The 11,440-nt window shown below is 70.2% G+C and carries 11 protein-coding genes; 4 read left to right on the plus strand and 7 right to left on the minus strand.

All coding sequences use genetic code 11. The features are described from left to right. Nucleotides 1-17 precede the first annotated feature (17 nt). The 4 genes from ilvD to AC3RXY_RS06800 form a co-directional block, all read right to left on the minus strand. Complete coding sequence (gene ilvD / locus AC3RXY_RS06785) at nucleotides 18-1,730, minus strand: dihydroxy-acid dehydratase (RefSeq protein ID WP_491510132.1); 1,713 nt, start codon at nucleotides 1,728-1,730, stop codon at nucleotides 18-20. A gap of 154 nt (nucleotides 1,731-1,884) precedes the next feature. Further along, nucleotides 1,885-2,670 carry a trehalose-phosphatase gene (gene otsB / locus AC3RXY_RS06790; protein ID WP_491510133.1) on the minus strand — a complete coding sequence of 262 codons (786 nt, stop codon included), beginning with the start codon at nucleotides 2,668-2,670 and terminating at the stop codon, nucleotides 1,885-1,887. Further along, a complete protein-coding gene (locus AC3RXY_RS06795; RefSeq protein ID WP_491510134.1) occupies nucleotides 2,667-4,115 on the minus strand; it encodes an alpha,alpha-trehalose-phosphate synthase (UDP-forming) in 1,449 nt (482 codons plus the stop codon). Before AC3RXY_RS06795 ends, otsB begins: the two co-directional genes overlap by 4 nt. Nucleotides 4,116-4,286: 171 nt before the next feature. Further along, nucleotides 4,287-5,540, minus strand: a complete 1,254-nt coding sequence (locus AC3RXY_RS06800; protein ID WP_491510135.1) for an MFS transporter — start codon at nucleotides 5,538-5,540, stop codon at nucleotides 4,287-4,289. Nucleotides 5,541-5,762: 222 nt separating this feature from the next. Between AC3RXY_RS06800 and AC3RXY_RS06805 the strand changes: the two genes are divergently transcribed. Then, nucleotides 5,763-6,005 carry a hypothetical protein gene (locus AC3RXY_RS06805; RefSeq protein WP_491510136.1) on the plus strand — a complete coding sequence of 81 codons (243 nt, stop codon included), beginning with the start codon at nucleotides 5,763-5,765 and terminating at the stop codon, nucleotides 6,003-6,005. Nucleotides 6,006-6,018: 13 nt separating this feature from the next. Here AC3RXY_RS06805 and AC3RXY_RS06810 read toward each other — a convergent pair whose 3' ends face one another. Beyond that, nucleotides 6,019-7,203: an acetyl-CoA C-acetyltransferase gene (locus tag AC3RXY_RS06810; RefSeq protein ID WP_491510137.1), complete on the minus strand. Its 1,185-nt coding sequence runs from the start codon at nucleotides 7,201-7,203 to the stop codon at nucleotides 6,019-6,021. Between the two features lie 128 nt (nucleotides 7,204-7,331). Here AC3RXY_RS06810 and AC3RXY_RS06815 point away from each other — a divergent pair, with 128 nt between their 5' ends. Together AC3RXY_RS06815 and AC3RXY_RS06820 are read left to right on the plus strand one after the other, a co-directional pair. Beyond that, nucleotides 7,332-7,763 (plus strand): MarR family winged helix-turn-helix transcriptional regulator, encoded by a 432-nt coding sequence (locus AC3RXY_RS06815; RefSeq protein WP_491510138.1) that lies wholly within the window; start codon nucleotides 7,332-7,334, stop codon nucleotides 7,761-7,763. Then, a complete protein-coding gene (locus tag AC3RXY_RS06820; protein WP_491510139.1) occupies nucleotides 7,760-8,989 on the plus strand; it encodes an MFS transporter in 1,230 nt (409 codons plus the stop codon). The genes AC3RXY_RS06815 and AC3RXY_RS06820 overlap by 4 nt, the downstream gene beginning before the upstream one ends. A 19-nt stretch (nucleotides 8,990-9,008) precedes the next feature. On the opposite strand, the gene AC3RXY_RS06825 is transcribed toward AC3RXY_RS06820, so the two are convergent. Together AC3RXY_RS06825 and AC3RXY_RS06830 are read right to left on the minus strand one after the other, a co-directional pair. Beyond that, nucleotides 9,009-9,407, minus strand: a complete 399-nt coding sequence (locus AC3RXY_RS06825; RefSeq protein WP_491510140.1) for a hypothetical protein — start codon at nucleotides 9,405-9,407, stop codon at nucleotides 9,009-9,011. After that, complete coding sequence (locus tag AC3RXY_RS06830; RefSeq protein WP_491510141.1) at nucleotides 9,404-10,240, minus strand: TrmH family RNA methyltransferase; 837 nt, start codon at nucleotides 10,238-10,240, stop codon at nucleotides 9,404-9,406. The genes AC3RXY_RS06825 and AC3RXY_RS06830 overlap by 4 nt, the downstream gene beginning before the upstream one ends. Nucleotides 10,241-10,436: 196 nt before the next feature. Here AC3RXY_RS06830 and AC3RXY_RS06835 point away from each other — a divergent pair, with 196 nt between their 5' ends. Beyond that, on the plus strand, nucleotides 10,437-11,288 hold the full coding sequence (locus AC3RXY_RS06835) for a hypothetical protein (RefSeq protein WP_491510142.1): 852 nt from the start codon (nucleotides 10,437-10,439) through the stop codon (nucleotides 11,286-11,288). The last annotated feature ends 152 nt before the right edge of the window (nucleotides 11,289-11,440 follow it).

Genomic DNA, 11,440 nt, shown 5'->3' on the forward strand with positions numbered 1-11,440 from the left:
CGCCGGAGAGCAGGTGCCTACCCGGTGGTCGCGCCCTCCGCAGCGGAGCGCACGAGACGGGAGTATTTGGCAAGAACGCCACGGGTATAGCGCGGGGGAAGAGGCTCCCAGCCCTCACGGCGGGAGGCCAGCTCGGCCTCGTCGACGAGTAGGTCGAGAGAGCGAGCCGCGATATCGACCCGAATCAGATCACCATCGCGCACGAAAGCGACAGGACCAGCGTCCACCGCCTCGGGTGCTATGTGGCCGATGCACAGGCCGGTTGTGCCGCCGGAGAATCGACCGTCCGTCAAGAGTAGTACATCTTTTCCGAGCCCAGCGCCCTTGATGGCCGCCGTGATGGCGAGCATCTCGCGCATGCCGGGACCGCCCTTGGGCCCTTCGTACCGGATCACCACGACGTCGCCGGCGTTGATCAGCCCCTCTTCCAGGGCGTCCATCGCCGCGCGCTCACGCTCGAACACGCGGGCCGGGCCCTCGAACACAGCCGCGTCGAAGCCGGCGGTCTTCACCACGGCGCCCTCTGGCGCCAGTGAACCGTGCAGGATCGTCAGGCCGCCGGTCGCGTGGATCGGGTTGTCGAACGTGTGGATGACCTCGCCGTCGAGCGGGTCGGGGTTGAGGTCGCGCAGGTTCTCGGCGAGCGTCTTGCCGGTCACGGTGAGCGCGTCACCGTGCAGCAGGCCCTCGTCGAGCATCGCCTTCATGATCACGGGGATGCCGCCGTGGCGGTCGACGTCGTTCATGACGTACTTGCCGAACGGCTTGAGGTCGCCGACGTGCGGAACCTTCTCGCCGATCCGGTTGAAGTCATGGAGGGACAGCTCCACCTGGGCCTCGCGCGCGATCGCCAGCAGGTGCAGCACGACGTTCGTGGACCCGCCGAGGGCCATCGCGAGGGCGATGGCGTTCTCGAAGGCCTCGATGGTGAGGATGTCGGAGGTCGTGATCCCCTGACGCAGGAGGTTCACGACGGCTTCACCGGAGCGGTGCGCGAACTGATCCCGGCGGCGATCGGCCGACGGCGGCGCCGCGGAGCCGGGGAGCGACAGGCCGAGAGCCTCGGCCACGGAAGCCATCGTGTTGGCGGTGTACATGCCGCCGCAGGCGCCCTCGCCGGGAGCGAAGGCGCACTCGATGCGCTTGAGGTCCTCTTCGCTCATCCGGCCGGAGACGCACGCGCCGACGCCCTCGAAGGAGTCGATGATCGTGATGTCCTTCTCGGTGCCGTCCGAGAGCTTCACCCAGCCCGGGGCGATCGATCCGGCATAGAGGAAGACGCTGGAGAGGTTCAGGCGCGCGCTGGCCATGAGCATGCCGGGGATCGACTTGTCACAGCCCGCGAGCAGCACCGTGCCGTCGAGGCGCTCGGCCATCACGACGGTCTCGACGGAGTCGGCGATGACCTCGCGCGAGACGAGGGAGAAGTGCATGCCCTCGTGGCCCATCGAGATGCCGTCCGAGACGGAGATCGTGCCGAACTGCAGCGGGTAGCCGCCACCGGCGTGCACACCCTCCTTCGCCCCCTGCGCCAGCCGGTCGAGGCTCAGGTTGCAGGGCGTGATCTCATTCCAGCTCGACGCGATGCCGACCTGGGGCTTGTCCCAGTCGTCGTCACCCATGCCGACGGCTCGAAGCATGCCTCGCGAGGTCGTCGCCTCGATGCCGTCGGTGACGACACGGCTGCGGGGCTTGATATCGACGGGTGAGGAGGGATCACGTGGGGCCATGCCATGAGTCTATTGCTCACGGCCCCGCGCTCGCGCGCGGCCCGGCGGGCATCGCACCGGAGCAGGCGAACAGCGTCAGGACAGGCGAATCCCCCAGGAAACAGCCTGTTCCGGTGCTGTCCGCCTGTTCTCGTGCAGCTGGCTTGCGGCGCCCTCAGCGCGCGGCGCGCAGATCGGCGACCGCGGTGAGCAGCCGCGCGACGTCCTCCGGCCCCGCCGCGCGCAGCACCGCCGCAGACTCCGCCGGCCCGACCCGCACGCCGACGTCGTCGACGCCGAGGCTGCGGATCGCCTCCTCGTCCGTCACGTCGTCGCCCGCGAACAGGACGCCCGTCGGGGCGTACCGCGCGCGCAGCGCCGCGACACCGGCGTCCTTGCCCTCGGCGCGGAAGATGAACTCCAGGATGTTCTTACCCGGCCGACGGTGCCACCCGGGTGCACGTTCGGAAACGACGCGGTCGACCTCGGCGAAGGCCTCGGCCTCGACGGCGGGGTCGGCGAGCCGCCCGTGGATGCCGAACCCGAACGACTTCGGCTCGAAGGCGACGCCCGGATGCCGCGCCACGATCTCCTCGGCGGTCGTGCGGAGCTCCGCCTGCAGCGCGCTCTCCTCCGCGGTCGCGGCGACGGTGACCTCCCCCTCATCGGGGAACCAGCGCTCGACGCCGTGCGACCCGACCAACGGCACCGGAGAGTCGTCATCGTGCTCTGCGATGAGACGGAGATCGGGCAGGCTGCGTCCGGAGACATAGGCGACGATCGTGTCGGGCAGCGCACTGAGGCGAGCAATGGCCTCTTTCGACGCGGGGAGCGCCCGAACCGACATCGGCGCGTCGGCGAGCGGAGCGAGTGTGCCGTCGAAGTCGAGCGCCACGAGCAGGCGCGGCGTCAGCGCGATCGCGACGAGAGCGGGATCCTCCGCACTCCATGCCCTGGTCATGCCGTCTCCTCCCGTCGGCGGCGCGCCGCTTCGAGCTCGCCGAGGAACGCCTGGGCCCACGCCTCCACGTCGTTCTCGAGCACGCGTCGCCGGAGCGATCGCATCCTCTTGCCCTGCTCCCCCGGCGTCATCTCGACCGCTATCATGATGGCCTCCTTGAGGCCCTCGATGTCGTGGGGGTTGACCAGCACGGCGCTGCGCAGCTCATCGGCCGCACCGGCGAACTCGCTCAGCACGAGGACGCCGCGGTTGTCGCCCCGGGTGGCCACATACTCCTTCGCCACGAGGTTCATGCCGTCCCGCAGCGCCGTGACCAGCATCACGTCGGCTGCGAGGTAGAGGGCGACCATCTCCTCCCGGGGGAAACCCTGGTGCAGGTAGCGGATGGCGGAGTGGCTCACCGTGTCGTGATCGCCGTTGATGCGGCTGACCGCGAGCTCGATCTCATCACGCAGGTGCACATACGCGTCCACGCGCTCGCGGCTCGGGCTGGCGACCTGGATGAGCGAGATGTCCTCGTCCGGCAAGCGGTGCTCGTCGAGCAGCTCTCCGTAGGCCTTGATGCGGTGGCGGATGCCCTTGGTGTAGTCGAGGCGGTCGACGCCGAGCAGGATCTTCTTCGGGTTCCCCAGGCTGCGGCGGATCTCCGCGGCGCGCTCGCGGACGTCCTCACGCGCGGCGAGCTCCTGATAGGGAACGGTGTCGATCGAGATCGGCACCGCCCGGACGGTGACCGATCGAGCCGGCACGTCTTCGGTCGCCGGAATGCTCACGGACTGCGCCTTGGTCTCCAAGCGCAGCCGCCGCCGGACGGCCTCGAGGAAGTTCGTCGCGTCATATCCGCGCTGGAAGCCGATCACATCCGCGCCGAGCAGTCCGCGCAGCACCGCATCCCGCCAGGGCAGCTGGGAGAAGAGGCCACGGGGCGGGAACGGGATGTGGTGGAAGTAGCCGATCACCACGTCAGGTCGCAGCTCACGCACCATCTGCGGCACGAGCTGGAGCTGATAGTCGTGCACCCACACCGTGCCGCCCGGAGACACCACGGCCGCGGCTGCTGCGGCGAAGCGCCGGTTGACGCGGACGTACGCATCCCACCATTCCCGGTGGTACTGCGGCTGGGCGATCACGTCGTGGTAGAGCGGCCAGATCGTGTCGTTCGAGAAGCCCTCGTAGTACTCGGCGACCTCTTCGGCAGAAAGAGTCACGGGCACGAGGCGGAGTCCGTCGAGCTCGAAGGGGGCCAGCTCCAGATCCGGAGCGCCCGCCCAGCCCACCCAGGCGCCGTCGACGGCGTGCATCACCGGCTCGAGGGCCGCGACGAGTCCGCCGGGAGACGTGCGCCAGTCCTCCCCGCCGTCCTCGGAGACGATACGGTCGACCGGCAGCCGATTGGCGACGACGACGAAATCGGCGGTTGCCGACGATGAGCTCGGGGATGCCATGGGATCTCCTCTGGTCCGCGGACACCTCCAGGCTATCGGCCGCCCGCCGAAGCGGGTCGTTCTCCAACTGAGGCAGATCCCAACTCAGGCAGATCAGCGCCGATCCGCCGAGAACCCCGGCTTCCGACGCGCCGACGGCGATCGTGCCTGAGTTCGGTGAGTCAGGGTGAGTCAGACGGTCGCCACCGACGACCGGGCACGGTCGCCCAGCAGGAGATTCACCAGCGATGCCAGCAGGATCACCACGGCCGCCACGAGCGGCACGTATGCCGACGCGTGCGCATCGTAGGCGTCGGCGATCCCGCCTGTGATGGCCGCACCGGCGGACTGACCGACGACGAGCGCAGAACTGAACATCGTCATCGCCGCCGCCGAGCGTCCCGCCGGGCTGCGCTCCGCGCCGAGGCTGAACTGGGTGACCAGGATCGGCCCGACCCCGATCCCCATCACCGCGAGCACACCGATCATCCCGGCAGTGGATTCGACCATCGGCAGCATGACCACACCGGAGACCAGCACGGCGGCGAAGACGGTCCACCGCGCGCCGAAGCGGAAGGCGGCGGGCAGCCAGGAGACCGAGATCGCCAGGATCGCCGACCCGATGCCCATGACCCCGTAGAACAGGCCCGCCCGCTCCGGGGCGCCGGACTCGGTCATGAACGCGGTGAGGGAGGTGAGTGTCCCGCCGAAGACGCCGCCGATCCCGAGGAAGCCCACCACGAGGACGAGCACGCGCGGAGCGAACAGCTCCCCCACGGCCGACGACGGCCGGCCATCGGCGCCGCGCGCCGTCGAGAGCACCCGTCCGGTCGGGTGAAGGGCGAATCCGCTGACGAAAACCAGCGTGAGCACGGCGCCGAGCACGAGCGGCGCCGCCGGAGCGATCGCCGCCGCGAGCACACCGACGAGGAAGGGGCCGAACACGAACACGACCTCATCGGCGACCGACTCGTATGACATCGTCTTCGTCATCGTGCGTGCACGCCCTGGCCCGCCCATCCGCTCGGTGATCTGCATCACCAGGCGGGACCGCGACATGGGGGCGACCTGCGGTGCGGTGGCGCCGATGAGCACGGCAGATGCCAGCACCACCCCGTCCGGGACATCGGCATACGCGGCGAGGACGAACCCGATCAGGGCCAGCGCGTTCAGCGGCGCCAGCACGAGCAGCACCCTGCGCTGCCCGAACCGGTCGGCCGTGCCCCCCAGAAGCGGTCCGAAGCACGCCGTACCGATCCCGACCGCGGCGGAGGTGAGCCCGCCGAGGCTGATCGAGCCGCGCGCGGAGACCGCGACGGTGAGGACGCCGACGATCATCATCGCGAACGGCAGGCGCGCCAGGAACGCGATGATGAAGTAGGGAAGGCCCACCATCCCCAGCAGGGTGGTGGGCGCGGCAGAGGTCGTGCGATACGTGGAGGTCATGGGTGCGCTCTTCGACGGGGACATGTGAAGTGCCGCCGTTGCCGTCGAGCGACGGCCGGTAGATGCACGGACCGCGGGGTGCGGTCGCAGGCATCCTACCGGTGCGGGCCGAGAGCAAGCCGGGTGGCGGCTCCCGGCCTGATCCATCCGCACCGGACCAGTCCGCATCGCACCGGACGGCGATGTGTGTGCGTCGCCGGCTACGACGAGTAGCGTGGAGGCATGAAGTATCTCTTCGGCAGTGGTCTGTTCGCAGCGCTCACCAGCGGGTACTCTCTCCTGCGCAGCTCGCGCGCCGAGCCGCTGACATGGCGGGTGCTGTTGATCTGGGTGAGCTGGGGCGTCACGATGGCGCTTGCGGTCGGCGCGGTGGTCGACATGAACCGGGCCGATCGCGAAGGGCGTCAGCGCGCCCAGGCCCGTCTCATGGAGGAGGCGGAGAGCACCCGCCGCGGGCGCCGCTGACGACGACCGCGGCTCAGCGCGTCAGGATCAGGGCCTCGCCCTGACCGCCTCCGCCGCACAGCCCCACCGCGGCGGTGCCGGCTCCGCGTCTGGCTAGCTCATGGGCGGCGTGCACCACCAGACGTGCGCCGCTCGCTCCGATGGGGTGGCCGATCGCGATCCCGCCGCCGTGCACGTTGACGATATCCTCCGAGAGCCCGAGCTCCTGCGCCGACCGGGCCACCACGGCGCCGAAGGCCTCGTTGATCTCAACGAGATCCAGGTCGTCGGCTGCGATCCCCTGCTTCTCCAGAGCTCGCTCCACGGCCCGGGCCGGCTGTGCCTGCAACGCATTGTCCGGGCCCGCGGTCTGTCCGCTCGCGCCGAGCGTCGCCAAGACCGTCCATCCCTGCGCGCCGGCGTTCGCGCGCGTGGTCAGCACCACCGCTGCCGCGCCGTCGGAGAGCTGCGATGAGTTGCCAGCCGTGATGGTCCCGTCCGCCGCGAACGCGGGACGCAGCCCGGCCAGCGACTCGATCGTCGTCTCCGGGCGCACCCCTTCGTCCGTGGTGAGCACGACGGGGTCGCCCTTGCGCTGCGGCACCTCGACCGGCACGATCTCCGCGTCGAAGAGTCCGTCGCGCTGCGCCTCGGCGGCCCGGCGGTGCGAGTGCGCCGCAACGGCGTCCTGCACCTCGCGGGTCATGCCGAAGCGCGGGTTCTGCCGCTCGGTCGAGGCTCCCATGCTCTCAGCGTCATACGCGTCGGTCAGACCGTCATAGGCCATATGATCGAGCACCTCGACAGACCCGTAGGTCCAGCCGTCCCGTGAGCCCATCAGGAGGTGCGGTGCGCGGGTCATGGATTCCATGCCGCCGGCCACCACGGTCACGGCGTCGCCGCTGCGGATCATCCGTGCCGCGTCGATGATGGCCGTCAGGCCGGAAAGACACACTTTGTTGACGGAGTTCGCCGGTACGTCCCAGCCCAGTCCCGCCCCGATCGCCGCCTGACGCGCGGGGTTCTGACCGGAGCCGGCCGGGAGCACCTGCCCCAGCACGACGGCATCGACCGCATCCGCGGCGATCCCCCCCTGGTCCAGCGCTCCCCGGATGGCGAGACTGCCCAGCTGCGGTGCGGTGAACGGCGCCAGCTGACCCTTCAGACGCCCCTGGGGCGTGCGGGCCGCAGCAACGATGACGACGTCGTGATCCCTCATGCCGCGAGCCTATCCGGGTTCGGCGCTCTGGCCGTTCGCGTCCGCTCTCGAATCACCGTCGCAACGCCTGCCCGCGGGCTGGGCACCGGACAACGTCTTATACATACCTCGTGATATATACTTTAGGTATGGAAAAGGCTGAAGCGCTTCTCGCGATCGTGATCGCCGGCCCTGCGCTGGCACGCATTGCGGCTCAGGAGGCCGGGGACGAGACCCCGGCTGCGCACTGGCGGGCCCTCGCGATCCTCGATCGAGAGGGGCCGCTCCGCGTCGGCGAGCTCTCCCGCGCAGCACGCACGACGCAACCGGGCATGACGCGCGTCGCCGGGCAGCTGGAGGCCGACGGCCTGGTCCAGCGCACCGACGATCCCGCCGACTCGCGGGCCACCGTCGTCGCGATCACTCCCGCCGGGAGCGACGCGATCGACGCGTGGCGCCGACGCGTCTCGGCCGCGCTCCTGCCCCGCTTCGCCGACCTCGACGACGCCGAGTGGGCGGCCCTCGCCGACGCCGCCCGTATCCTCGCCGCCCACACCGCCCCTGGAAGGACATCTCTGTGAACTCCGCACCCCGCGGCCTCTCGCTCCGCGACCAGCCGCCGCAGGTCTGGGCGATCGCCTTCGCCTGCGTCGTCGCCTTCATGGGCATCGGCCTGGTCGACCCGATCCTGCCCTCGATCGCGGAGTCCCTGGAGGCGACCCCCGTCGAGACCGAGCTGCTGTTCACCAGCTACCTCCTCGTCACGGGGCTGGCGATGCTCGTCACCAGCTGGATCTCCAGTCGCATCGGGGCGAAGCGGACGCTGCTGATCGGCCTCGCCCTGATCGTCCTCTTCGCCCTGGCGAGCGCCCTCAGCCCCACGGTCGACTGGCTCATCGCGTTCCGCGGCGGCTGGGGCCTGGGCAACGCCCTGTTCATCTCGACCGCGCTGGCCTCCATCGTCGGAGCCGCAGCGGGCGGCAGTGCCGCAGCCGTCATCCTCTACGAAGCCGCCCTCGGTCTGGGTATCGCGATCGGACCGCTCATCGGCGGCCTGCTCGGCCGGATCTCCTGGCAAGGGCCCTTCTTCGGCGTCGCGACGCTCATGGCGATCGCGTTCATCGCCGTCGCGGCGTTCCTCCGCGGCCCGGTGGAGAAGAGGGAGCCGATCCCGCTTTCCGCGCCGTTCGCGGCGCTCCGGATGCCTCCCCTCGCAGTGCTCGCCGTGGCCGCCCTGTTCTACAACCTCGGCTTCTTCATCCTGCTCGCGTTCTCACCGTTCCCGCTCGGCTTCGACGCGATGGGCATCGGCCTGACGTTCTTCGGCTGGGGGCTCGCCCTCGCCTTCACCAGTGTGGTGCTCGCACCGATCCTGCTCCGCCGGTTCCGGCACACCTCGGTTCTGCTCACCATGTTCGCCCTCCTGGCGGTCGACCTCGTCGCCGCCGGGCTGCTCGCCACGCACCCGGGCGGCCTCGTGGTCACCATCGTCGCCGGAGGCCTGGTTCTGGGCATCATCAACACGGTGCTCACCGAAGCCGTCATGGAGGCCACCGAGGTGCCCCGCCCTGTCGCGTCCTCGGCCTACTCGGCGGTCCGCTTCATGGGCGGCGCGATCGCCCCGCCGCTCGCCGCGGGACTGTGGCACGCGTTCAACGCGTCTGTGCCGTACTACGTCGCGGCGGCATCGATCCTGGTCGCCCTCGGGATCGTCGCGTTCGGCCGCACGCATCTCGCCCGGGTCGACCGCGTCGAGGCAGACGCCATCGAAGATGCCGAGGCCGTCCTGGTCGGCGACGCCGGCTGAGGCCGTCCGGATCCGGTCGTCACCGCACGAACGCCGGCAGCCATGACGCCACGAAGCCGGCCAGCCCGACCGAGGTGAGGACCGCGCCGAGGGCGAACAGGCCGCGCCGCGCGCGGGGCTCGCTGCCCAGGCGCACCAGCCGGGGGTCGCGTGCGCTGACCCACCCGGGGTGCCACGCGCCGCCGCCGATGCGCTCCCGTGCCTTCACAGGTCGCTCGTGGAAGTCGCCGCGCACGAACCAGCGCGCGAGTCGCACGCCGTCGCGCTCCACCAGAGCCACCTCGATCGGCATCCAGCGCCCGTGCGCGAGCCACATCACCTCGGCGGCGAGCAGAACCGGCACACCGACGCCGAGCCCGACCCAGGAGATCGCTTCCCCGGCGGCGGCGAGAATGTCCAGCGGGCTGACCACGGTCACGGCACCCGTACGCCTCGCGCGCGCTGATCAGCGCTGCGCACCGCCCAGAGCGCGATGGCCGTCGTGGTCGCGACGTTGAGCGAGTCGACACCGTGCTCCATCGGGATCACCACGGTACGGTCCGATCCCGCCAGGGCAGCATCCGACAGCCCATCGCCTTCTGAGCCGAGGAGCAGGGCGACCCGGTCGGGCACATCGTCGGTGAACGCCGCAAGGTCTTCCGCGTCGTCCCGCAGCGCCAGCGCCACCCGCACGAATCCTTCCCGCGCCAACACCGCTCCCGCTTCCGGCCACGCGGGCAGCCGCGCCCACGGCACCTGCAGCACGGCGCCCATGCTCACGCGCACCGCGCGCCGGTAGAGCGGGTCGGCGCAGGCCGGGCTCAGCAGCACCGCGTCGGCCCCGAGAGCGGCGACAGAGCGAAAGATCGCACCGATGTTGGTGTGGTCGGTGAGATCTTCGAGAACCACCACGCGGCGCGAGGCACGCAGGAGGCCTACAGGGTCCCGCGGATCAGGGCGGTTCATCGATGCGAGAGCGCCACGATGCATCGGAAAGCCCGTGAGCGCCTCGATCTGCTCCGGCGCGCCGACGTAGACCGGAACATCGGGGTGCGCGTCCAGCAGCGGAGCCAACGGAGCCACCCGCTCCGCGAGCAGCAGGAGCGAACGCGGACGATGTCCCGCCTGCAAAGCCCGCTCGATCACCTTCGAGGACTCGGCGAGGTAGAGACCCTCCGCGGGCTCCCGCACGCGCCGCAGCGCGGAGTCGGTGAGCCGGGTGTAGTCGGCCAGCTCCGGGGCGGCGAGATCGTCGATCGGGATGACCCTCATGCGCCACCCTCACTGCGGAGGGGGACAGACGTCGACGGCGCGGCGATCACTCGACGAGTGTAGCGACACGATGCCCCGTGGCGACCGTGCCGATGTCGTCACGGGGCGCCGGACATGACGCGACCCGTTGCGTCCACGCCGCGGACGGTCCAGTATTGCCGCAATCACGTGCGCTGCGAGTGACGGGGGGTACGGCATGACACACGCGCCGGAGCGCCGTCTCGCGGCCACCGTCGGCACCACGCGACCGCGACTTCCCCTGCGCACATCATCAGTGATCATCGTGTCCGCCGTCGCTGTTGCCGGACTCGTGATCGGAGTCGCGCTCGCGAGCACCCCGTGGCCGAACGACAGCGTCGCACAACCGAGCCCGGCCTCCGAAGCCGACATCGATCGGCTCGAGAACGCTTTGGCCCAGCAGGGCGGCCAGGGAGACACCCAATGGATCGACCGAACGCTCCGCGAGACGCTTCCGAACGTCACAGTCTCGTGGAACGGCGACCCCGCGGAGCGGATCTACGGGGCGACCGTGGAAGGTCGGGTGCAGGACGTCCGTCCGGGAGTCAGCCACCGCGACAGCGTGCGAGATGACGACACCATCGAACGGAAGGATCTTGCATTCGACGACCCCGCCGCGAACTGGCGCAGCGTCCTGCTCACCATCGAGGTGGGAAACGACTTCGACCCGTCGGGTGAGCTCCCTGCGGAGATCGACGTCGTGCTCTGGCTGGACGGCCGTACCGACCCCGAGGTGGTCATCACCGGGCTCCGGGGCCAGCGGATCTTCGCCGTGCTCGAGAACCCCGGCCGCCTCGATCCCCCGAGCTCCTATCCGGTGGCCCGCAACGGTGCTCTGTTCGGCGTGGTCCGTGCGGACGACTCGGTGTCGCTTCCCGCACTCGCCGACGACGAGCAGGCGTATCTGGACGGGCTCACCACCCTGTCGGCGATCGAGTCGGCCGCCCAAGAGCCCCCGCTCGTGCTTCCCCTCACGATGACGGACGGGTACTGGGAGCGATCGGACGAGGACCGCACCGTCGAACGATGAGCACTTCCCTGGGCGGAGCGGGATCGCAGGTGCGAAAAAGCCCCGGAGAATGGCGAGATTCTCCGGGGCTGTTCCGTGCACCCCCTGGGACTCGAACCCAGAACCCACTGGTCCACGGTGGGCCATACCTAGGCATACCTGGGGCTACTTTC

This window comes from Microbacterium longlingense, assembly GCF_058349825.2.